General features: G+C 47.2%; 22 protein-coding genes and 1 other annotated feature. Of the genes, 1 reads left to right on the top strand and 21 read right to left on the bottom strand.

The window, feature by feature from the left end:
• Positions 1–82 precede the first annotated feature (82 nt).
• A complete protein-coding gene (locus ACXHJ1_RS15910; RefSeq protein WP_016821531.1) occupies positions 83–823 on the top strand; it encodes a TraR/DksA C4-type zinc finger protein in 741 nt (246 codons plus the stop codon).
• Positions 824–835: 12 nt separating this feature from the next.
• Here the strand turns inward: ACXHJ1_RS15910 and ACXHJ1_RS15905 are convergent, their stop codons facing one another.
• The 21 genes from ACXHJ1_RS15905 to mraY all read right to left on the bottom strand — a co-directional run bounded on the left by ACXHJ1_RS15905 (position 836) and on the right by mraY (position 22,696).
• On the bottom strand, positions 836–1,228 hold the full coding sequence (locus ACXHJ1_RS15905; protein WP_026065489.1) for a DUF5665 domain-containing protein: 393 nt from the start codon (positions 1,226–1,228) through the stop codon (positions 836–838).
• Positions 1,229–1,368: 140 nt separating this feature from the next.
• Entirely contained in the window at positions 1,369–4,458 is a 3,090-nt protein-coding gene (gene ileS / locus ACXHJ1_RS15900; RefSeq protein ID WP_107733307.1) for an isoleucine--tRNA ligase, read from the bottom strand.
• 78 nt (positions 4,459–4,536) lie between these two features.
• Positions 4,537–4,815 (bottom strand) — a binding site (T-box leader).
• 170 nt (positions 4,816–4,985) lie between these two features.
• Positions 4,986–5,495 (bottom strand): DivIVA domain-containing protein, encoded by a 510-nt coding sequence (locus ACXHJ1_RS15895; RefSeq protein ID WP_013311075.1) that lies wholly within the window; start codon positions 5,493–5,495, stop codon positions 4,986–4,988.
• Positions 5,496–5,667: 172 nt separating this feature from the next.
• A complete protein-coding gene (locus ACXHJ1_RS15890; RefSeq protein WP_017428125.1) occupies positions 5,668–6,450 on the bottom strand; it encodes a YlmH family RNA-binding protein in 783 nt (260 codons plus the stop codon).
• 8 nt (positions 6,451–6,458) lie between these two features.
• Entirely contained in the window at positions 6,459–6,716 is a 258-nt protein-coding gene (locus ACXHJ1_RS15885; RefSeq protein ID WP_013372075.1) for a YggT family protein, read from the bottom strand.
• A 7-nt stretch (positions 6,717–6,723) separates the two neighbouring features.
• Positions 6,724–7,176, bottom strand: a complete 453-nt coding sequence (locus ACXHJ1_RS15880) for a cell division protein SepF (RefSeq protein WP_013372076.1) — start codon at positions 7,174–7,176, stop codon at positions 6,724–6,726.
• Complete coding sequence (locus ACXHJ1_RS15875; RefSeq protein ID WP_017428126.1) at positions 7,167–7,868, bottom strand: YggS family pyridoxal phosphate-dependent enzyme; 702 nt, start codon at positions 7,866–7,868, stop codon at positions 7,167–7,169. The genes ACXHJ1_RS15880 and ACXHJ1_RS15875 overlap by 10 nt, the downstream gene beginning before the upstream one ends.
• A gap of 8 nt (positions 7,869–7,876) precedes the next feature.
• Positions 7,877–8,761 (bottom strand): peptidoglycan editing factor PgeF, encoded by an 885-nt coding sequence (gene pgeF / locus ACXHJ1_RS15870; RefSeq protein WP_026065490.1) that lies wholly within the window; start codon positions 8,759–8,761, stop codon positions 7,877–7,879.
• Between the two features lie 82 nt (positions 8,762–8,843).
• Positions 8,844–9,188: a YlmC/YmxH family sporulation protein gene (locus ACXHJ1_RS15865; RefSeq protein ID WP_173426158.1), complete on the bottom strand. Its 345-nt coding sequence runs from the start codon at positions 9,186–9,188 to the stop codon at positions 8,844–8,846.
• A 112-nt stretch (positions 9,189–9,300) separates the two neighbouring features.
• A complete protein-coding gene (sigG, locus tag ACXHJ1_RS15860) occupies positions 9,301–10,083 on the bottom strand; it encodes an RNA polymerase sporulation sigma factor SigG (protein ID WP_013372080.1) in 783 nt (260 codons plus the stop codon).
• Between the two features lie 96 nt (positions 10,084–10,179).
• The gene (gene sigE / locus ACXHJ1_RS15855) at positions 10,180–10,920 is read right to left on the bottom strand and encodes an RNA polymerase sporulation sigma factor SigE (protein WP_013372081.1); all 741 of its coding nucleotides are present in this window, start codon (positions 10,918–10,920) and stop codon (positions 10,180–10,182) included.
• A 104-nt stretch (positions 10,921–11,024) separates the two neighbouring features.
• Positions 11,025–12,011, bottom strand: a complete 987-nt coding sequence (gene spoIIGA, locus ACXHJ1_RS15850) for a sigma-E processing peptidase SpoIIGA (RefSeq protein ID WP_107733306.1) — start codon at positions 12,009–12,011, stop codon at positions 11,025–11,027.
• A 191-nt stretch (positions 12,012–12,202) separates the two neighbouring features.
• Positions 12,203–13,327 carry a cell division protein FtsZ gene (gene ftsZ / locus ACXHJ1_RS15845; RefSeq protein WP_019688024.1) on the bottom strand — a complete coding sequence of 375 codons (1,125 nt, stop codon included), beginning with the start codon at positions 13,325–13,327 and terminating at the stop codon, positions 12,203–12,205.
• 67 nt (positions 13,328–13,394) lie between these two features.
• On the bottom strand, positions 13,395–14,666 hold the full coding sequence (gene ftsA / locus ACXHJ1_RS15840) for a cell division protein FtsA (RefSeq protein ID WP_031461774.1): 1,272 nt from the start codon (positions 14,664–14,666) through the stop codon (positions 13,395–13,397).
• A 199-nt stretch (positions 14,667–14,865) separates the two neighbouring features.
• On the bottom strand, positions 14,866–15,630 hold the full coding sequence (locus tag ACXHJ1_RS15835; protein ID WP_457904903.1) for a cell division protein FtsQ/DivIB: 765 nt from the start codon (positions 15,628–15,630) through the stop codon (positions 14,866–14,868).
• Positions 15,631–15,686: 56 nt separating this feature from the next.
• On the bottom strand, positions 15,687–16,997 hold the full coding sequence (gene murA / locus ACXHJ1_RS15830) for a UDP-N-acetylglucosamine 1-carboxyvinyltransferase (protein WP_013372087.1): 1,311 nt from the start codon (positions 16,995–16,997) through the stop codon (positions 15,687–15,689).
• On the bottom strand, positions 16,987–17,892 hold the full coding sequence (gene murB, locus ACXHJ1_RS15825) for a UDP-N-acetylmuramate dehydrogenase (protein ID WP_016821542.1): 906 nt from the start codon (positions 17,890–17,892) through the stop codon (positions 16,987–16,989). The genes murA and murB overlap by 11 nt, the downstream gene beginning before the upstream one ends.
• 146 nt (positions 17,893–18,038) lie before the next feature.
• Positions 18,039–19,148, bottom strand: coding sequence for an undecaprenyldiphospho-muramoylpentapeptide beta-N-acetylglucosaminyltransferase (gene murG / locus ACXHJ1_RS15820; protein WP_016821543.1), 1,110 nt, complete (start codon positions 19,146–19,148; stop codon positions 18,039–18,041).
• Positions 19,149–19,154: 6 nt separating this feature from the next.
• Positions 19,155–20,252: a stage V sporulation protein E gene (spoVE, locus tag ACXHJ1_RS15815; protein WP_013372090.1), complete on the bottom strand. Its 1,098-nt coding sequence runs from the start codon at positions 20,250–20,252 to the stop codon at positions 19,155–19,157.
• 49 nt (positions 20,253–20,301) lie between these two features.
• A complete protein-coding gene (gene murD / locus ACXHJ1_RS15810; protein ID WP_457904902.1) occupies positions 20,302–21,723 on the bottom strand; it encodes a UDP-N-acetylmuramoyl-L-alanine--D-glutamate ligase in 1,422 nt (473 codons plus the stop codon).
• A 4-nt stretch (positions 21,724–21,727) separates the two neighbouring features.
• Positions 21,728–22,696, bottom strand: a complete 969-nt coding sequence (mraY, locus tag ACXHJ1_RS15805; protein WP_013372092.1) for a phospho-N-acetylmuramoyl-pentapeptide-transferase — start codon at positions 22,694–22,696, stop codon at positions 21,728–21,730.
• Between the last annotated feature and the right edge of the window lie 14 nt (positions 22,697–22,710).

Below are 22,710 nucleotides of genomic sequence, written 5' to 3'. Positions count from 1 at the left end.
AAAGAGGTCTTCCCGGTGCACACTACAAGGAGCATACCTGACACATTGCATGCATGTAAATCTAGAACAAGGAGAGGATTCCATGTCCCCATTGACCGAGCAACAACTGCAGGGCTTGCGTAACGAACTGCTGGAACGCAAAAAGGAAATTGAGCATCGTTTGCAAAACAACGACCATTATGGACTCGGCGATTCTCAACGCGACCAAACCGGTGAGCTTTCTCCCATCGATAACCATCCAGGCGATCTAGCTACCGAAACCTATGAGCGAGCCAAAGATATTTCCTTACTGGAGCATGACGAGTTTCAATTGGAACGTATCAAATCAGCCTTGATGGCTATGGATAAGGGAACCTATGGCATTTGCGCCGCCAGCGGCAAACCCATCCCCTATGAACGCCTGTTGGCTGTTCCCTATACCATTTATTGCAAAGAATACAGTCCTGAAACAGAAGTATCCAACAACCGTCCGGTGGAGGAAGAATTTCTCGCTCCCGCGTTCGGTAGAACAAGCCTGGATGAGCGTGAAGAACAAAACGGCTTTGACGGTGAAGATGCTTGGCAGATCGTTGAAAATTGGGGAACCTCTAACACCCCGGCCATGGCGGAAAGTGGTGAAATCCACCGCTATGATGATATGGAAATTGAAGCTGGCGATGATAATATGGGCTTCGTAGAGCCATATGAAAGCTTTGTCGCTACTGACATTTATGGCAGAAATGTATCCATTGTCCGCAGTTCTATTTATCAGCGTTATATAGAAGATGGCGAGGGTGAAGGTCTGCTGGAGCCAGATTTGCACGAGGACGAATCGGAAGCTTAAAAGTGAAACGCCCTAGTAGGTAGTAAGCTCTAATTGTCGCTGTACGATCCGTACAATATCAGCGATATAATCACCGATAATCGGCAAATTCAACGCTCCGAGCACTTGCAGCACATAAATTATGGTAGCGGCAAAAAAAGTAAACCCTAGCGCAATGCCGATTCCACGGGAAACACCTGATATTAGGTTTAGCCAAAGTAATCGCCAAGGCTTATTCAGCAGCAAAGCGTAATCTGCAATACGTGTTCGTTCCATCTGCTCTGATACAGCTTGCACCAGCTTTTCCACACGACTTAGTTTCTCTGCCTGGTCACCTGCTATTCCCTTATCTGATGCTATGGCGGCCCCTTCTCCGTTCATCCCTCGGAGACTCCTTCCCAGTCTGCGCCTTGACCGTGCTGTCATATGCACAATCCCCCTTTTCCCATGGCTGCCCCGAAAGCAGCAAACGAGCCGAAGCACGTAACGGAGGAAACCCGTTTCCGATGCTTAGGCTCGTTTTTATATGCTGCCTGTTATTGTATTATGGGACAGGGGGCTTGTAATTATTCCCCAATATGAACGCCGATCGTTTTGCCATTCACTTCTACATGTTCCGCTGGTTCGGCTTGACCAAATGTCACCGTGGTTACCAATACGTTCTCACGCAACACAGAGTCGAAGCTTTCGATCGCCTGACGCAAGTCGTTGTCTACATCCAACGTCAATGCTACATACTTTTCAATCGGCAGATCCAGCTTTTTGCGGTAGTCTTGTACCGCACGAACCACTTCACGTACCCAGCCCTCTTGCTCAAGCTCCGGTGTAATGTCTGTGTTCAACGCTACCGTTAAGCCATAGCCAGAAGCAGAAGCGAAGCCTTCTTTCGCTTTTTTCTCCACCAGCAATTCCTCAGCTGTAACTTGCAACTCTTCTCCTTCTGGAGAAGCCACGTTCAGTACCCCTTTTTCTACAACAGAACGAGTTTCTTCAGCAGACATTCCCTTGAAAAGATTTTGTAGGAATCCGACATTTTTGCCGTATTTCTTGCCTGCCACTTTCAAATTCAGCTTCAATGTAAAATCTACAAATCCGCTATCGTCCGTCTCAACATGAATATGCTTCACATTGATCTCATCTTTGATAATTTCCTCATAGCCACCCAGGTCAAAATCCTGATCCATAGACAGAATCAACTCAGACAACGGTTGACGTGTTTTCAAACCCGTTTCGTTACGGACATTACGTGCTAATTCAACGACGCGACGTGCCGTTTCCATATCTCGCTCCAGTTCCAGATCAATTAAGGATTCATTGGCAGACGGATAGTCATCCAGATGAACACTTTCCCCATTGCTCAGGTTGAGGTAAATATCCTCAGCAAGCAGCGGTGTGAACGGTGCAAGCAGCTTCGCCGTCGTTAACAGCACCTCCGTCAGTGTGCGGTACGCATCCAGCTTATCTTCTGTAAGCCCGTTACCCCAGAATCGATCACGTGAACGACGGATATACCAGTTACTCAGTTCATCCACAAACGACTCAATCGCTTTGGCAGAGTTCAGGAAGTCATTGACAGACAATGCTTTGTCCACAACCAAAATTAAGCTGTTCAGACGGGACAAAATCCAGCGATCCAATTTGTGTGCTGATGGCTTGAACGGATGCTGTGCCGGATCAAATCCGTCAATATCTGCATACAAAGTCAGAAATGCGTGTGTATTGACAAGCGTATCTACCAGCTTCGATTTAGCTTCGCCTACGATGCCTTTGGAAAAACGTTTGCTATTCCATGGTGCGCTATCGGAGAGCAATGCCCAGCGGAAAGCGTCTGTACCGTACTCGTCAATTACTTCCCACGGATCGATAACATTGCCCTTCGATTTGGACATTTTCTGACCCTGCTCATCCAGTACATGACCTGTTGCCATGACAGCTTTGTAAGGAGCTTTGCCAGTCAGCATAGTCGAAACCGCAAGCAAGCTATAGAACCAGCCACGAGTCTGGTCAATCCCTTCACAGATCATATCTGCTGGAAATTGCTGCTCGAACGTTTCATTATTCTCAAAAGGATAATGATGCTGTGCAAACGGCATAGAACCGCTATCGAACCATACGTCGATGACTTCCGGTGTGCGAGTCATTTCGTATTTACCGCATTGGCTACGAACCTTGATATCATCTACATATGGTTTGTGTAGCTCGATATCCGCCGGCACGTCCCCAATCGCACGTTCTCTCAACTCAGCAATACTGTGGGGTGCAAACTGTTCTCCAGTTTCCTCACAAACCCAGATATTAAGCGGTGTACCCCAATAGCGATCACGACTGATGTTCCAGTCCACCAGTTCCTCCAAAAACTTGCCAAAGCGTCCTTCGCGTACATGACCTGGGTACCATTCAACTTCGCTGTTGTTGGCAATCAGTTGATTCTTGATCGCAGTTGTTTTGATAAACCAGCTGTCCATAGCATAGTACAGTAATGGAGTATCGCAGCGCCAGCAGAACGGATAGCTATGCTCGTATTTTTCCTTGCTGTACAGCAAACCTTTTTCGGATAGCATTTTCACAATATCTACATCACAATCTTTCACAAAACGGCCTGCAAAATCAGTGATTTCAGCTACATAGTTACCTTGAAGATCCACTACGTTGATAAACCCAACACCATTTTCACGACATACGCGATAGTCATCCTCACCATGTGCCGGAGCCATATGAACGATACCTGTACCGCTGGAGTCTGTTACGAACTTCGCACCCAGAATTTGGTTACCCTTTTCCACCTGAAAATAAGTAAATGGCGGGGTATAGGTTTGGCCTACCAGTTCAGAACCCGATAGTGTGCCAATCACTTCATGATCACCTTTAATTACGGTCTCAACCAGATTTTTAGCAACGATGTATACACCATCTTCTTGCTTCACACGTGCGTATTCCAGCTCAGGGTTGACAGCGAGCGCCACGTGGCTCGGCAAGGTCCAAGGTGTTGTCGTCCAGGCCAGTACATATTCACCACTGCTATGCAGCTTGAATTTGGCCGTGGCACTCAGATCCTTTACATCTTTGTAGCCCTGTGCTACTTCATGGGAACTTAGCGTCGTCTGACAATCCGGGCAATACGGACTCACACGATGACCACGATACAGCAGGTCTTTCTCATGAATCGTCGCCAAAATGTTCCATACGCTCTCGATATAGTTATTGTCCAAGGTAATGTACGGGTGATCAAGGTCTGTCCAGTATCCGATCGCTTCGGTTAAATCGCGCCATTGCTGCTCGTATTCAAACACGCTCGCTTTACATTTTTTAATAAATTTCTCAACACCATATTCTTCAATTTCAGGTTTGTGGGAGATCCCCAGTTGCTTTTGCACACCCAGTTCCACCGGCAGGCCATGCGTATCCCAACCCGCCTTCCGTACGACACGATATCCCTTCATAGTCTGATAGCGGCCGACGAAATCCTTAATTACGCGACCCAGCACATGACCGATGTGTGGTTTGCCGTTAGCTGTTGGTGGGCCCTCATAAAACACAAAATTGGGCTTTCCTTCACGATTGGTAATGGATTTACGGAATGTGTCCTCCTGTTTCCATTTGCTCAGGATGCGTAGGTCACGTGACCGTGCTTTTTCTTTAACATCCACTCTGTTCATAACGTTATACTTCCTCTCTGCTCATCATTAATTGTTCTAGCGCACTTAAAAAAGCAACAAAAAAAGCCCCATCCCTGTAAAAGGGACGAGACTGTGCTCGCGTTACCACCCTGATTCCGTAAATAGACCAATCTAAAAAGACGATCTTGTCACGACTCTCTGAGCCCTACTCTACTTCAGCAGGGCGCCATTATAACGCATGGCAAACGGTGATCGCTTACACACGCCCCAAGTTTAAGCGCTTCAGCTCACTTCTCCGGGAGGATCTTCAGTCATGTTCTGAACGTTGGCTTGCACCGGTAGGCCAACTCTCTGAGGGACAAATCATGACGTACTCGTTCCCATCAACGAATTAAACATGTTAAATTCATCGAAATCTTAAATCAGCAACATCGTTGCCTTGAATCACAACCATCAACCGATAGACGGATAATCGTTGAATTCAGTATAGTATTTACAGTTATAGCCTGTTTAAAGATAAAAGTCAACCCTAACAAGACCTAATAAAAGCTTGTCAGAAATCAAAATTAGTAAATTTCTTTCATTTCACGCTCGCGCTCCAGCACTTCGCGTTCCCGGTTTTCAAGTGCTTCCCAGCCATCTTGGCTTAACAAGTCGAGCTGCGCTTCCACCAATGTACGAAACCGTGCTCGGTAAATTGAAGCCTGTTTCTTCAGCTCTTCAACCTCCAACGCGATTTTACGGGATTTGGACAATGCTTCGTTCACAATACGATCCGCATTTTTTTCCGCTTCCTTCACGATCAGTTGAGATTCTTTCTTGGCGTTGTTGCGAACTTCATCAGCTGCTTCCTGCGCGACAATAATTGTCTTGCTCAGTGTATCCTCAATCGTCGCGAAATGATCGAGCTTCTCCTGTACGTTCAACAACTGGGTGCTCAATTCTTTATTTTCACGGATAACGCCCTCGTAGTCCTTGATCACCTGATCCAAAAATTCATTAACTTGATCCTCATCATAACCGCGAAGCCGGCGGGCAAATTCCTTATTATGTATATCCAATGGCGTTAATGGCATGCCGTCCACCTCCTATAAGATTGACAAAAAATTCATTTTCCGCGTCACGACGCTCAATATCATCTATCGGTCATCATACCCCGTTTTGTGAATACTGTACAGAGCAAAATCGTTCCAGTTCAACGCTATAGGTTAATTCTTTCGACAGAAATCTCATGAATCCTGCCTTCAGCTATACAAACTTACCAATTTTGACACGGAATCTACCCTTTTTTGTCATCCCGTCTGTTTCAAGCACTTTAAAACGCCCAAATCCCTGCATGGAAATAACGTCCCCAACTTTAAGTGAAGTCGATGGATTCTCCTCCACCTTCCAGTTTACCCGACATCGTCCCGCTCGAATCGGTGTTAATATTTTACTGCGACTCAATTTGTAGACGTCACTAGCAATCCCGTCCAGACGCAAAGAAGCCACCGTCAGATCCATCGCCTCTAATGCAACTTCCTTCGTTCGGAGACTTGCTACTGGCAACAGTTCTGTCCATACATGAACACGATGTACCTGCTGCAAATGCATGGTCATAAAATCTCCAATCTCTGACGCCACCAATACATGACACCCATCATCCAGCACATGAATGTCGCCGATTTTGCCACGCTTGATTCCAAGCCCCAAAATGGCACCTAGATAATCACCGTGCTCAAGGGTATTGATTTTATGATCATCAGAAGTGATGGAAAGGACCTGAATTCCCATTTCCTCATCGTCCAAATACGAATAATCGGGCGCAATCAGCGCCCGCTTTCGTTCCGAAGCCATGTATCCGCCATCTACCCTAATCGTGACCTTGTCTTCCTTCGAAGCAAGTGTCTCCAATATGTACTGTTGCCGCGGATCCAAAAAATCAGTCAGCTTCTGCTCATGATAAGCTCCCGCATGACTGATCCATTCGGAAGCACGATCCACATAATCCCGTTCATCCGGGTGAAAATGCTCATAAATCTCAGTCCGCATAAATCCTCCTAGACGAAATTGCCGATTAAAGAAATCAAACCGTACGATGCAAAACGCAGAGCAATCAGCGCTACGATAGGTGAAATATCAATCATCCCGAAGATTGGCGGTATAAACCTGCGGAAAGGAGACAAATATGGCTCCACAAACCTGGCAAGTAAATCACCGATCACACTCTCTCTGGCATTAGGAAGCCATGACAGCAGGACATATGCAATGATCATGTACGAATAAATCTGAAATAGCCAGTAAATTACCTCGATCAAGAAAAGCTCACCTCATTCTGTTAAGTTCTTGTTCAGTGTCAGCCAGTATCTCCGTAATGGAGCCTTGAATTTCAACCGTATCCGGTGTGCACAGAAAAATATTGTTACCGACCTTCGAAATGCCGCCACTCAGTGCATACACAGTGCCACTCAAAAAATCAATGATGCGTAGCGCCTGATCCTTGCGAATTCGTTGCAAGTTAACCACGACGGTCCGGTGGGAACGGATATGGTCGGCGATTTCCTGTGCTTCATCGTAAGAACGCGGCTCATACAGAACAACTTTCACATTTTTTTGTGAATGGATGCTGACAACATTCGTGCCCTTCTGGTTCTTACGTTTATCAAAGCTTGGGGTTTCAATTTCTTGATCTTCCGGCGTATTCATAACCTCTCGCTCTATAACTTCCTCTTCTTCCTGAAGGCCCAGAAAGTTCATGAACTTATTCATTACGCCCACTGAAAATCCTCCTCTCGTCCGACCAGTACGGAACCAAGCCGCAACCAAGTCGCTCCTTCTTCAACCGCCACTTCAAAATCATTGGACATCCCCATAGACAAGTGAACGATAGGTTCTCTAGTCAAAGCTTGTCCATTTAACCGATCACGCAGTTCACGTAATCCCCGAAACACAGGTCGAGTATGTTCTGGGTTTTCCTCATGAGGAGCCATGGTCATCAGGCCGATTACATCCACATGTTCCAACTCGCGAATTTGTTCTAGGAAAGGGGCAACTGCCTCGGAGGATAAGCCGTATTTTGAAATTTCCCCAGAAATATTGACTTGCACAAAAGCTTTGACTCGCAGTCCCAAAGCGGCTGCCTTCTTGTCCAATTCCTGAGCAAGCGATAAGCGATCAAGCGAATGTATAAATTTAAATTTTCCAATTACATCTTTAACCTTATTCGTTTGGAGATGACCAATAAAATGCCACGTTCCCCGATCACCCAACTTGCTCCATTTATCCGCAGCATCCTGCCAGCGATTTTCGCCCACATGCTCCAAGTCGTTATCCAATACGGATGCCATTGCCGCCGCCGAAACATATTTCGTGACAGCGATCACATTTACTTCATCACGCGAACGTCCGCTACGGGCACATGCCGCTTCGATACGGGCGTTAACTTCTTTAATTCGTTCCTCCAAAGACACGGGAGGACTCACCTCTCTTCCAGACCAATCCAACTCGCCATTCTTCCTGTAACGCCGCCTTCCTTGCGATATGAAAAAAATAAATCGCTGCGGCTACTCGTGCACAAGGTAGTACATTCGATATGGCTCGGCAATATTCCTGCTTTCATCATAATGTGTCGATTGCATTGTTTCAAGTCGAGTAGTGTTTTTCCACCAGTTAAGGGGAAATAAACAGAACCTTCCCATTTATCATTACCCGGGCAATCATGCTCTAAAACCCGGATTTGATTCATCACATGCTCATCTACCTCATAGGATTCAGGACCAATAGAAGGACCAATAGCTGCTAGTATATCGGACGGCTGAGATCCATATTCAGTTTGCATGGTCTGTACCATTTTCAACGCAATCTCCGCAACTGTTCCCTTCCAGCCTGCATGCGCCAATCCAATCACACGATGCACGGGATCACAAAAATATAAGGGTACACAGTCCGCATAAAAGGACGTCAGCAAAATGCCTGGTATATTCGTCAGAAGTCCATCTGTGTCCTGAAAAGCTGATGCACGATCCATAAAGCCTCGCCCACGATCAGCAGCGTGGACAACAGCAACATGATTACCGTGGACCTGTTCGCCGCACGTCCACGCTTCAGCAGCAAAACCAAGCTGCTCAGCAATTAATTGGCGATTGCGAATGACTTTCTCCGGGTCATCCCCTACATGAAACGCACAGTTCAGATTATCGTATGGCGCTTCGCTGACACCGCCATGACGCCCTGTAAACCCCACTGTTAATCCCTGAACCTGCCGCTCCCAAGATTGGATATATAACAACTCTGGCACGGGACGTCCGCCATCTTGCATGGGCGTAGTCCCTCTAGCCTCGGTATTCACTATAAACGGTTCCATTTCGTTCTCACCTCTACTGCCCAGTGTACCAAAAAGCCGCCGCTGTGTCTTCACAACATACTAAATTACGTGTACCTGCTGTTCAAAAGCCCCGTCGGTCATTCCGCTCCTGACGTTCGATATAAGACTTTTCCTCCCTCTCATCCGGCGGCTCATGCAATCCCTCCAGTCGAACAAGCACAACATCCGAACCAATTTTCACAATGTTGCGCCACGGAATAACCAATTCGCTTCCCCCTCCAAACCAACCCATGAATCGGCTGCTGCCCGGAACCACAATAGCTTCAATTTTCCCTTGTCGTACATCAATCTCCAGATCACTGATTTGTCCTAGACGTCGTCCATCTACAATGTTAATGACATCCTTGGTTTGAAACTCGGAAATTTTCATGGCTCTTACTGACGTTTCCGGTGCATTCACACGCATCACATCCTTTATTTCACTATATGAGTGGGAGAGCCCAAAAAATGTCCTGCAAACGCAAAAACGATCCACACGGGATCGTTTTTATCACTGAATCATTCAAGCATTCATTTCATTAGGACTTTACATGTTTTTGCATTTGCTGTATAGCCGACTTCTCTAATCTCGAAACCTGGGCTTGAGAGATACCGATTTCGTCGGCAACCTCCATTTGCGTCTTTCCTTCATAAAAACGCATAGACAATATCATCTTTTCACGCTGGCCCAGGCGATGCATCGCTTCCCGGAGAGCGATTTCCTCAATCCATGAGACGTCTTTATTTCTGTCATCACTGATCTGATCCATCACATAGATTGGGTCGCCCCCGTCGTGATATATCGGCTCGAACAGCGAAACTGGATCCTGAATCGCATCCAATGCGAACACAACATCTTCTTTAGGCACGTTCAGCACCTCTGATATTTCAAAAATCGTTGGTTCCCGCGAGTTCAGATTTGTCAGACTGTCCCGCACCTGAAGCGCCTTATATGCAATATCCCGCAACGAACGGGACACACGGATCGGATTGTTATCCCGCAAATAACGGCGGATCTCTCCGATGATCATCGGCACCGCATAAGTGGAGAACTTTACGTTTTGCGAAAGGTCAAAATTATCAATCGCCTTCATCAGGCCGATGCATCCTACCTGGAACAAATCGTCCACAAACTCCCCCCGATTGTTAAAACGCTGAATCACACTCAGGACGAGCCGGAGATTGCCGTTGACCAATTTTTCTCTGGCTGATCGTTCATTATTTTGCTGAAGTGATGTGAACAACTCGCGCATCTCTGCATTGGTTAATACCGGCAGTTTGGCGGTATCCACACCGCAAATTTCCACTTTGTTTCGGGTCATCGTGTCTTACCTCCCAAGGAGCAACATTAATGTACATTATCTCCTGAGGGCATTTTTTTATTCGCCGTTTCCATCGCTTCCGGATATCCCCAAGCATTATACCATTTTATTGAATTCTTTTCGTAAGCGCTTTATAATTCGTTTTTCCAGACGCGAAATATACGATTGCGATATACCCAGCAGGTCAGCAACATCCTTCTGTGTCTTCTCTTCTCCGTCTTGTAAGCCGAAGCGCAGTTCCATAATCAAACGCTCTCGATCCGTCAACTTATCCAGTGCCTTATGCAATAATTTACGATCTACTTGCTCCTCAATATTACGGTAAATGGTATCATTTTCCGTGCCCATCACATCGGAAAGCAACAACTCATTACCATCCCAATCGATATTCAGAGGCTCATCAAAAGAAACTTCCGTTCTTGTTTTGCTATTACGACGCAAATACATTAAAATCTCATTTTCAATGCATCGAGATGCATAGGTGGCAAGTTTGATTTTCTTCTCTGGATCAAAAGTGTTCACCGCTTTGATCAGCCCAATAGCACCGATGGATACGAGATCCTCAATGTTGATTCCCGTATTTTCAAATTTACGGGCGATATACACGACTAACCGCAAGTTTCTCTCAATTAGCATCGACCTCACTGCCGCATCTCCAGAAGAAAGCTTTCCAAGCAAATACTCTTCCTCGTCTCTTGTTAATGGAGGGGGGAGCGCCTCGCTACCGCCAATATAATAAATTTCTTCACTTTTCAGCCCAAATAAAAATAAAATACGATAATATTGCAGTTGCCATGCTAGCCTAAATTTCATCTTTAAATTCATTTGTTCCCTCATATCATTCTCCCCCTTTTGGAAATAGTACAAGTCTTACTGGCTCCGTCCATTTCAGCATCGAATGTTTCTCCTCGTCTTTAAACCTTGTCCTGTACTCTTCTCCATTATCCTGATTCTGTAAAATGATCACTAGCATATGCTTCTCGTTTCAAGCTTGAATCAGCCCCCCCCTCTTCGTGTGCCGTCACATCTGGATGGATGATGGCACGGTATTTGCCCTCTGCCGACAACTTTCCCCCGTCCAAGCCAATCAGCACTCGATGATGTACAAAATGAATCCCATTCATCACCACCTCTACTCGATCTGGTTTGAGTGCGAGCATAAAGGAATAACTTTTGTTAATTCCACGATAGGGAACGAGACGAACACGATCCTGCCAGTTGAACGGTTCCTCCCCCAGATCCATCACTAGTTGATCAGCATTACCCTCAGAACATTTTTGGAGCCAGGAAGCGGGTAAATACGATTCCCACAAAGCCGCCTCCATCACCATTACTGGGGTTCGGGTCAAAGGATCATGCAGTTGGTTACCTGTATCCAACAAGCCTGTACACTCAATATGATTCTGCCCAATCCACACCTGTACTTGCCCCAAAAAGCCACTCATCCTTTCTGTGCGCTGCTTCGAGGACTGCACAATACGAAAGAAAAGCATCACTCCGCCAAATGCGCATAAAATAAACCAGAATGCGATTTTCAATTCAAAAGACATTCCACCTGAAGCGGTATACCAGATGCCATTAAACAATTCCCCCGTATTTTGGAGAAAATAATGCATCCCCAAAATGCCACCTGCTGCTACAAAATTGATCATGTAAAAGGCACCCATTGTACGAAGATACTTTTGCATGCTGCCAAAACCAAAGGCCACCAGCAGCATGATGACCGATAAGGCCAGCTTGATTAGAAACGTAAATAAAAATGACAGTTCCGGCACAAACATCATGACTACGTACATTGCGCCAATTCCAGCTGAAGTCATCAATCGCCACCACACTGGACGAATCTTTCTCATCCAGGCGGTGGCCATTAGCAACACAGCATCAATGAACAAATTGGCCAAGAAAATTAAATCGATATAAACAACCAAGGATTCACCCGCCCAGCATTTTGCAGGATAGGCTTAAGTATAGTAGTCATATGGTTCAAAGTCTGTCTAACGGTGGGGACGGTGTCCGACTAATTTTGTCGGAAAGAGGAGAAGCACTGGCCGTGCGGGATGCGGAGAAAACAGAAAGAAGCCCTCATCTCCAAGGAGGATGCGGGCTGTCTAGATATAAACTAGTTATCGTTATTATTATTGCGTGAACGGTTACGTAAGAATGTCGGAATATCCAATTGATCACTGCTTTGAGAGTTACCGAATGGACGCAAGTTAGGAGAGGACTTTTCCGTTGCTTCGGAAGCCGCTGGGTTAGCTGCTGGTCTACGTCCCGGTGCTGGTTGGCTCGGCTTGCCTTCAAAACCAGTGGCGATGACGGTAACCTTAATCTCTTCTTTCAAGTCTTCATCAATGATAGCACCGAAAATCATGTTCACTTCCGGATCGGAAGCTGATGTTACAATTTCAGCCGCCTCATTGACCTCGTATAGAGACAAATTGGTGCCGCCAGTGATGTTCATAATGACACCACGCGCACCTTCTATGGATGTCTCTAGCAACGGACTCATGATAGCCTTGCGCGCTGCTTCAGCCGCACGATTTTCACCCGTCGCTTCGCCAATCCCCATCAACGCGGAACCACGCTCCGTCATGATCGTTTTTACGTCAGCGAAGTCAAGATTGATCAGACCCGGTACAGCGATCAAATCCGAAATACCTTGTACAGCCTGACGCAGAACATTATCTGCTTCACGGAATGCTTCCAGCATTGGGGTTTTCTTATCCACAATCTCAAGCAAGCGATCATTCGGGATTACAATCAAGGTATCTACTTTTTCTTTCAATCCCTCAATGCCAAGTTCAGCTTGATTGGAGCGTTTACGCCCTTCAAATGTGAATGGTCGGGTTACCACGCCTACAGTCAGCGCACCGCACTCCTTAGCAATTTCAGCAATGACAGGGGCCGCTCCGGTTCCTGTACCGCCACCCATTCCCGCAGTTACGAATACCATATCCGCGCCTTTGAGCGTATTCATAATGAGCTCACGCGACTCTTCAGCCGCTTTTTTACCCACGTCAGGGTTAGCCCCGGCACCCAAACCACGAGTCAGCTTATCGCCAATTTGAAGCTTATGCTCAGACTTCGCCAAGTGAAGCGCCTGGGCATCTGTATTGACAGTAATGAATTCTACACCCTGAACTCCATTTTCGATCATTCGGTTAACTGCATTGCTGCCGCCGCCTCCGACGCCGATCACTTTAATTTGAGCCAAGCTCTCCATTTCAAAATCAAATTCCAACATACTATTCCATCTCCCCCTCAATGTGCATGGATGGCCCGTCCATGATTGGCATAATTAGCAATGAACGTTATATAAATTCACTGAACATATTTTTTAAGCGTTCAATCAACCCCTGCTTCTGCTCGCCTTCCGTAACGGGACTGCTGCTCTTGGTTCGGTTAGTCGGCTTCTTGGTACTACCGCCACTGTTGCTAACACTAGTCGATCTCCCGCGATAGTAACGAATAGCATTATGCAAGATACCAACTCCGCTCGTGTATCCCGGATCCCTTACACCGATAAAATCAGGTACAGCGATCCTTACGGAAGCGGCCAGTTCGCTTTGTGCCACCTGAAGTACACCAGGCATGGAGACGGTGCCTCCGGTAAGTATATAACCCCCCGGAAGCTCTGTGTAACCCAAGCGCTTAACTTCCGCCTGAATGAGTTGAAAAATTTCCTGTACTCTCGGCTCAATAATAGCAGCCAAATCCTGTTGGTTGAACTCCTTATCTACATTACTGCCGATACGGGTCACTTTAAAGACGACATCGGCTGCTGCATCATCATACCAAGCGCAGCCGTATTTGAGTTTAACTTTTTCGGCTTGATCGGTAAGGGTTCTCAGTCCGTAGGCAATATCATTGGTTACAAATTCTCCGCCGATTGGGAGTGTTGATGTGGCAACAATCGTTCCTTCCTGGAAAATGGCCACATTCGTAGAACCTGCACCAATATCCACCAGCACGGAACCCATCACCTTTTCATCCTTCGAAAGAGACAACTGTCCAGCTCCGAGAGGCAACAAGACGAGATCTTTAATCCTCAGGCCAGCTTTCTCAACGCAGCGCAACAGATTATGTATTGGGGTTTTGCCTCCAGTAACAATCGTAGCCTCTACTTCGAGACGAACACCGATCATACCACGAGGGTCCTGAATTCCTTCAAGGCCATCCACGACATACTGCTTGGCTACCACGTCAATAATTTCTCTCTCCGGTGGTACAGCAATTACTTCTGCTGCCTTCAGTACACGTTCAATGTCCTCCTCACCGATTTCACGGTCCTCGTTGGACACGGCTACTACGCCATGACTATTTTGCAGACCAATATGGTTGCCTGAGATCCCCACATACACTTCTGTTATTTGAATACCAACCATGCGTTCTGCGTGATCCACGGCGTTACGGATTGATTGCACGGTTTGATCAATGTCTACAATTGCACCTTTGCGAATCCCTTCCGAGTCGGCAGATCCAACTCCAATAATATTAAAGGTTCCATTATTCATTTCCCCAATAATAGCCCGAACTTTGGATGTACCGATGTCCAAACTAACAATGATGTCATTGTTGCTCAAGTCTGTGGCACCTCCTGACTCCAAAATGAATTTCGTTCTTTAAACACACTCTGTACATATTCAACATACTCCATGCTTTCCCTCTTTTTTCTACAAATTTTTTAGAAGCCAATTTATGGTTGCAGTCACATAAAAATTTGAAGAAAAAAGAAGGAGGCAAGTCTATTACCCATAAAATCAATTCTAGCATTTTTTCACATCACTGAGTAGTATCTTTTTCTTGGCCCTCTTCGCTCGTATCGGGTTTAAATGGAACGTAGGAATCCGCCTCCAGCATTGTGATCACACCAGGCTCTTCTGTTTCTAGCACCTGGTTCAGATAGCTGATTTTAGAGTTCAACAGTGAAACAGTTGTAATAACCTCAAACTGGGAACGCGTGTACATTTTTATACGGTCTGGAAAAGAAGGAATCGGCGCCGGAATGATTTCCGAAATATCAGCTGTCCATTCTCCCGGAATGCGTGATAAAGCATTACACAGCTTCGCTTTGTAGGGATCATCTGATTTCCATTTAGTCAAAATAGGCTTTTCAACCGCTATCCCACTGCTTCCTACGCCCACGCTTGTCCCATTTGCTAGAATAGCACGCAGGCTACCGTCACTTTGCAACTCGTAAGCTACTGTAGCAAACTCCTTAATGTGAATCGTAATGATGCCCGGAAACTGCTTGTCCACTGTGACTTGCTGAATCGACTGAATTTCCCGCAGCTTCTCAGAGACGTCGGAAGCACTGACTCCGAAATATTGATCTCCGACAGCGAGACCACTTCGATTGAGAAGTTGCTCCCGGGTCGAAAATACATTACCATCAAAACGAATTTCAGAAACCTGACTCAACGAAGAACGGAAAAAGAGAACAGCGAGCAGTACAATAAACAACAAAATGAGAAGAATAGCAATCTTCCGGCTTGTTCTTTTTTTCGTTCTGTTCTTTTTAAGAACAGGTATTTGAGCATTTGGCATAGCTTCTCTCCACAAAAGCCCTTTGTCCCCCCGTTAACGGAGGGACATTATAGGCATTAATTTACGAAATCCAGCTGCTCGGGCACCGGAGACTGACGGCTCATTCGGGCACCCAATCCCTGGAAAAGACGTTCGATCCGGTCATATCCTCTGTCAATGTGATGAACCTGCTCGACAATGGTACGTCCCTGAGCGGCTAGACCGGCTATAACCAGTGCAGCCCCTGCCCGCAGATCGGTAGCCTCTACTGTAGCCCCGTACAGACGAGAAACCCCTCTTATAAAAGCAGCATTCGCATCGACCGTAATATCAGCACCCATTACATTCAGTTCATCTACATGTTTAAATCGGCTTTCGAAGACAGTCTCTTTCATGACACTGAAGCCGTCCGCCAAAGATAATAGAACCATGACCTGAGATTGCAAATCCGTCGGAAATGACGGATAAGGTGAGGTAACGATCCTCTCCACTGCTTTGGGACGACTCATACAACTTACGGTCATTATATCATTCAAGATGCCAATTTGAACACCAGCCCGCCTGAGGACGTGAATCAGAGCAGACAAGTGGGAAGGATTGCAGTGTGTCAATGACACACTACCTCGTGTAGCTGCCGCTGCGATCATAACCGTTCCAGCTACTATGCGGTCAGGAATGACCTCATACGTACAAGGATTGAGTTGACTGACCCCCGTGATTGTAATTGTGTCTGTTCCAGCACCGATAATATGGGCTCCCATGGCATTCAGAAAGTTTTGAAGATCCTGAATCTCTGGTTCCCTCGCTGCATTGGTAATCGTTGTTCGTCCTTCGGCCAGCGCGGCAGCCATCATAATATTTTCTGTTGCGCCTACGCTCGGAAAATCCATGTGGATGTCCGAGCCGATCAGCTTGCGGGCTCGAAACGTAATTTGCTCGTCTTTCTCCTCGATCTCTGCGCCAAGAGCTTTTAAGCCCTCCAGGTGAAGATCAATTTTGCGCTCGCCTATGGCGCAGCCTCCGGGCTGATAAATGGAAACTTCTCCGTATCTAGCGAGCAACGGTCCCATTAGAAAGATAGATGACCGCATTTGCTTCATCAAATCCTCAGGAATTTGGAACGTTCGGACGGACGATGTATCCACATATACCGTTTCCTCTTCATGTCGGCATGTGCAACCAAGTCTTTCTAGGATGTGCAGCATGACCTTAATGTCTAAAAGATGGGGGACATTCCGAATTTCCACCTTACCTTGTGCAAGCAAACTTGCTGCAAGAATAGGTAGTGCCGCATTTTTTGCCCCATGGATACGTATGGTGCCTGACAGGGGACGGCCTCCCTCAATCACCAATTTGTCCAATGTATCACCTCCGAGTTTACCGCTCACCCACTACGAAAACCTCCGGAATTAGCTTGATGCCGGTTTGAGATGATATTGTACTTTGAATATGCTTCATTAGGGTAAGCACGTCCTCTGCTGTCGCTTGACCGGTATTTACAATGAAATTAGCATGCTGTACTGATACCTCAGCGCCTCCCGCCTTCAAACCTTTGAGACCTGCGCTTTCAATAAGCCGGGCAGCATAGTCTCCTGGTGGATTACGGAACACGCTTCCTGCACAAGCTAACTGTAGCGGCTGGGTCAGCCTACGGCGGTCTTTAAAAGCCGCAAGTGCTGTTGAGATTTCCTCTCGGTCCCCCCGCTTCATCTGGAACACTGCCTCTGTCACCATTCCACGTTGCTCATGCAACACGGAGTGACGATAGCTAAAGTGCATATCCTCGGCATTGTACACAGCCAATTCCCCTGTATCCAGCACAATCTCAGCGGACTGGAATATTCGTGACACATCAGACCCGTGGGCACCGGCGTTCATGTAGACAGCCCCACCGACCGATCCTGGAATACCACCAGCAAACTCAAGGCCTGACAGACCCTGCTTGCTAGCCATAACACATAGTTTAACCAGTGAAACGCCTCCACCAGCAACGATCTGTTCATCCTCAAAACGAACATAATCAAATCCTGGTCCAAGCTTGATCACCAGTCCCCGAATCCCTTTGTCAGAGACGAGCATGTTGGAGCCCCGCCCCAACTGCATCCAGGGAATTCCGTGCTCGCTAGCCAGCTTCAAAATCCTTGCCAACTGCTCTTTGGTATCCGGGATCACAAGAGCATCGGCAGGGCCTCCGATCTTCCAGGTCGTATATTTGGACAGCGGCTCATGCTCCAGCACTTTTCCGATATCATGCTCCGCTAATAATGGCATCCATTGCTGCATTGTACTGAAACCTCCTTGTTGCTTGCCCCGCATCGTTATAAGGCTCTCACCTAACAACCGGCAGCCTGGGTGATGGTCACAATCTATAGGGTATCCTATGTAAATACCGTCCAGTGTGTGACAACCGCCCAAATCTGCGCTGCGGACTACCTATTATGGGCAAGACGCTCCATTTCTTTTACTAAAATATCTGCTGAGTCAGGCTTGCCAAGCGCAGATGCCAGCTCCGCCATTTGGCTCCGCCTTGCCTCATCCTTCATAATTTCTGCTATAGATTGAAACAGAGCCGGGCCACTTAATTCCTTTTCTGTGATCATGACAGAAGCCCCTGCCTTTTCAAGTGTACGAGCATTAGCCTCCTGATGGTTATTCGTCACATTGGGTGATGGAATCAGAATGGACGGAATGCCGAGCGATGTAATCTCTGCCAAGAAGGAGGCACCTGCACGATTAACAATTAAAGAGGTACAAGCTAGCACCTCAGGCATATTGTGAATATAGGGGAGCACGTGAAGATGATTGGGCAATGAGCCGATCTGATTTCGTATGCTGTCCAGCGTTTGCTCATAGTAAGATTCGCCGGTCACATATACAAAATGGACGTCTTTCAGTTGCGAAAGTTGCGGAACCATTGCAATCATGGCATCGTTAATGGCCTTTGCCCCTCTGCTGCCGCCAACCACCAGGACCACAGAGCTGTTCATAGGAACCCCTATAGTTGCAAATCCCCGATCCCGGTTAGCCAGACGAACTGTTGTAGCACGTGGGTTCCCAGTGTATAGTACATTTTTAGCTTTAGGAAAAGCTCCTTCCGAGCCTTCAAAGCTAACAGCCACTGTATCCACATAGCGACTCAAAAATGCATTGGTCAACCCAGGAATTGCATTTTGTTCATGAATAATGCTGGGGATTCCCAACTTGGAAGCTGCATAAACGACAGGGCCGCATACATATCCTCCGGTGCCAATAACGATATCTGGCTTAAATTTCTTTAATAATGCTTTGGACCTGCGAACTCCTTTGAAAAAGCGCATGATCGTTTTTATATTTTCCACAGACAAGCTGCGACGAAATCCTGTGATATCAATAGCCTCAAATGGAATTTTTTCTTGAGGAACCAATTTACTTTCAAGTCCTCGTTGACCGCCAATGTATAAAAATTCAGCGTCCGGATCTATTTCTTCGCACTGTCTGGCTACGGCCAGCGCTGGATAAATATGCCCTCCAGTACCGCCGCCGCTCAACACGACGCGCATAAACATTCACCTCGCATAACGTGATAAATTTAATAAAATGCCCAGAGCAGTTAGCATTAAGGTCAGTGAAGAACCTCCATAGCTGATTAAGGGCAGTGTTATTCCTGTCACTGGCATTAAACCGATAACAACACCAATATTAATAACGACCTGTACCGCCACCATTCCGACAATACCGACTGCAAGCAAACTGCCATAGGTATCCGGGATGGTAATAGCGACACGCATCCCTCTCCAAACAAGGACCAAAAAAAGCCCCAGTACCGTCATTCCACCGATAAAACCAAGCTCCTCCGCCAGTATAGAGAAGATAAAGTCCGTCTGTGGCTCAGGAACGTAGCTGTATTTTTGCCGACTCATGCCAAGCCCCAGGCCCGCCAATCCGCCAGGACCAATAGCATATAGCGATTGAATAATTTGATAACCCGCACCAAGCGGATCAGACCAAGGATCCAGAAATGCGGTAATACGCTGGAGTCGATAAGGAGCAGCCGCAATCAGTGCAGCAAACCCCGCTGCCCCCGACAAGGCCAGTAGACCAAGATGCTTCATACGCGCGCCTGCCGTAAATACGATCAGCATGGATGCTCCCATCATTACGGTGCCTGTACCCAAATCGGGCTGGAGCATGATGAGCCCAAAGGCCAGTCCCATGAGCCCAAGCGGAGGCAACAGCCCGCGCGTAAAAGAGCTAATATCATAGTCAGGACGACTGAGCCATTGAGAGAGAAAAAGAATCATGCCCAGCTTCATAAACTCGGAAGGCTGAATGCCGAAAGAGCTAATACCGAGCCAGCTTCGTGCTCCACCTCTTACTACACCAATGCCAGGAATTAAAACAGCAACCAGTAGAGCCAAACAGATCAACAATACGACCTTGGCATATTTCTGCCAAATCCGATAGTCCGTTCTGGCCGTAAAGTACATGGCTACAAGGCCGAGCCCCGCAAACAACAATTGTCGTTTAACAAAATAGTAGGAGTCCCCGTACTCGTGAAAAGCGAGGACGGCGCCCGCGCTGTATACCATAACCATGCCGATGGCTAACAAGCTTACAATACAGACGAAAAGCCATATATCTGGCGCCGGACGAGATTGCTTCATCAGGAGGCCACCCCTTGCATAAAAGTAGGGGCTTATCCAACCCCCCTACTTACAATTTATGCGCCGCCTCTTTAAAAATACGTCCACGCTCTTCATAGGATTGGAACATATCCCAACTTGCACAGGCGGGTGAGAGTAATACCACATCTCCCGTCTCAGCAAATTCAGCTGCCTTGTTTACAGCCTCCACGAGCGTAGCGGCGGCATCCTCCCCATTATCGACGACCTTGACATGCTCTATTCCAGCCTGACGGGCCCGATCTGCCAGCTTATGCCGTGTCTCACCCAAGAGCACAACGGCTTTCACACCATCCTGCAAGGACGGTACAAGCTCCGCATAATCAGAGCCACGATCCAATCCTCCGGCAATGAGTACGATGGGTTGCTTAAAGGAAGATAAGGCCATCATGGTCGCTTTGGAGTTGGTTGCTTTGGAATTGTTGTAATAAGCTACTCCACCGTGTTCTAAAACATATTCAAGCCGATGTTCTACACCGCGAAAAGAGCTTAATGGTTCCATCAATTTTGCTGGTTCTGCGCCTGCGGCTATGGCGATTGCGCAAGCAGCTAGAGCATTTTCTACGTTAAAACGACCCGGAAGCCCAATATCGGTCACGCCTATAATGGGTTGCAGTACCCCATTTCCATCACGGTATACGATGTTTCTTTCAATATCATCCGTCACATCCGGTATGTATGGCGGGTCAGCGAACACCCCTTCCTGCAAACGTTCCGTCATTGAGAAAGGAAGCAGCTTCGCTTGAATATAGGGCACAAGCTCCCGGCAGACGGGATCATCCCAGTTCACCACCGCAATATCCGACGCTGTTTGATTGGCAAATAGACGTGCCTTGGATGCAACATAGTCCTCCATGCCTCCGTGGTAGTCCAAATGGGTCTCAGCTACATTGAGCAAGCAGGCTACAGCGGGCTTGAAATCCTTTGTTCCTTTTAACTGAAAGCTGCTCAGCTCCACAACCATCCACTCGTCCGACTTGGCGTCCACAGCCGCCTCGCATAACGGCGTACCGATATTACCAGCCACGATCGGATTCATGCCGGATGCCTCCAACAACTTGCCCACCCAAGTGGTCGTGGTCGTCTTTCCGTTGGAGCCAGTAATTCCGATAATCGGAGCTTTACATAGATGGTAGGCGACCTCAACCTCGGTCACGACCTCAATGCCGAGCTCGACAGCTTTCTGTACGGGAGGGGCCGCGTAAGGAATTCCTGGATTTTTGACAACCAGTTTCACTCCAGGATGAATCAGTCCTTCCGGGTGACCCCCGCATAAAACGGAAATTCCCAAAGCCTCTAATTCAGAAGCTTCGGGACATTGTTCCCTATCTTTTTTATCATTGACTGTGAGCTTTGCCCCGGCCTGATGTAGCACCTTGGCCACTTGTACGCCGCTTTTGGCCAGACCGATAATGACGACTTCCTGATCTCGGTATGCGTCTGGATGATTCATTTGTCTACAACCCCTTGTTGAGATAAAGTCCGAGTCCTGCCAACAGCAGTCCTACAGCCCAGAATGTGATAACTACGCGCCATTCGGACCAGCCGGACAGCTCGAAATGATGATGAATCGGGCTCATTTTGAAAATACGCTTGCCACGGGTTTTAAAGGAAGCTACCTGCAAGACCACGGACAGCATTTCAATCACGAAGACACCACCGATGATGAGGAACAAAATTTCGCTTTTCGTAACAATGGCAATGGCACCAATGGCTCCGCCGATTCCCAGCGAGCCTGTGTCTCCCATAAATACCTTGGCAGGATGAGCATTATATACGAGAAAACCAAGTACAGCACCAATCATGGCCGCTGCGCAAACGGCAGCCGGAAGCGAGGTTGCTTGAATCGCCACAATGGCATAAGCAGCAAATGCAATCGCACTTGTACCGGACAGCAGCCCGTCCAGCCCATCTGTAAAATTGACAGCGTTGCTGATCGCCAACATCATGATAATAATGAACGGATAATAGAACCAGCCGCCCCAATCAAATGACCATGAGGTGCCTGGGATACCGATCGCCGTGCTGTGATCATTGCTAATCAGAAGCCAGCACATAATCGCGCCAAACAATAACTGCCCGAACAGCTTTTGACGCGCCGTTAGACCGAGCGAGCGTTTGAATACGATTTTAATATAGTCGTCCAAAAAGCCGATCAGCCCAAAACCGAGCGTAGCAACCAGTAGAACGTAAAAGTCCGTATTTTTGATAGCTGAAAACTTAAGAAAGGTCAGCGTAAAAGCCAGCAAGATTACGATACCCCCCATTGTAGGCGTACCAATCTTTTTAAGATGGCTTTGTGGCCCGTCATCCCGGACCTGCTGGCCGAATTTCATTCGCCGCAGCAGCGGAATGAGCAGTGGAGCGGCAATGACCGCCAGTATAAACGATACGACGATCGTCAGCAGTAATAATTGAATATCCATGGGAGTCTCCCTCT

The sequence above is a fragment of the Paenibacillus sp. ALE2 genome (assembly GCF_054113385.1).
Note: the sequence above shows the minus strand (reverse complement) of the source record. Positions and strands in the feature narration are given on the sequence as shown.

Coding starts and splice junctions, on each gene's coding strand:
- ACXHJ1_RS15895 (WP_013311075.1), bottom strand. CDS start 5,495: ATGCCATTAACGCCATTGGATATACATAATAAGGAATTTGCCCGCCGG.
- ACXHJ1_RS15835 (WP_457904903.1), bottom strand. CDS start 15,630: ATGCCAAATGCTCAAATACCTGTTCTTAAAAAGAACAGAACGAAAAAA.
- ileS (WP_107733307.1), bottom strand. CDS start 4,458: ATGAACAGAGTGGATGTTAAAGAAAAAGCACGGTCACGTGACCTACGC.
- murB (WP_016821542.1), bottom strand. CDS start 17,892: ATGCAGCAATGGATGCCATTATTAGCGGAGCATGATATCGGAAAAGTG.
- ACXHJ1_RS15890 (WP_017428125.1), bottom strand. CDS start 6,450: ATGCGGACTGAGATTTATGAGCATTTTCACCCGGATGAACGGGATTAT.
- ftsZ (WP_019688024.1), bottom strand. CDS start 13,327: ATGTTGGAATTTGATTTTGAAATGGAGAGCTTGGCTCAAATTAAAGTG.
- mraY (WP_013372092.1), bottom strand. CDS start 22,696: ATGGATATTCAATTATTACTGCTGACGATCGTCGTATCGTTTATACTG.
- murG (WP_016821543.1), bottom strand. CDS start 19,148: ATGCGCGTCGTGTTGAGCGGCGGCGGTACTGGAGGGCATATTTATCCA.
- ACXHJ1_RS15910 (WP_016821531.1), top strand. CDS start 83: ATGTCCCCATTGACCGAGCAACAACTGCAGGGCTTGCGTAACGAACTG.
- sigG (WP_013372080.1), bottom strand. CDS start 10,083: ATGACCCGAAACAAAGTGGAAATTTGCGGTGTGGATACCGCCAAACTG.
- pgeF (WP_026065490.1), bottom strand. CDS start 8,761: ATGGAACCGTTTATAGTGAATACCGAGGCTAGAGGGACTACGCCCATG.
- ACXHJ1_RS15905 (WP_026065489.1), bottom strand. CDS start 1,228: ATGACAGCACGGTCAAGGCGCAGACTGGGAAGGAGTCTCCGAGGGATG.
- murD (WP_457904902.1), bottom strand. CDS start 21,723: ATGAATCATCCAGACGCATACCGAGATCAGGAAGTCGTCATTATCGGT.
- spoVE (WP_013372090.1), bottom strand. CDS start 20,252: ATGAAGCAATCTCGTCCGGCGCCAGATATATGGCTTTTCGTCTGTATT.
- ACXHJ1_RS15865 (WP_173426158.1), bottom strand. CDS start 9,188: ATGCGTGTGAATGCACCGGAAACGTCAGTAAGAGCCATGAAAATTTCC.
- sigE (WP_013372081.1), bottom strand. CDS start 10,920: ATGAGGGAACAAATGAATTTAAAGATGAAATTTAGGCTAGCATGGCAA.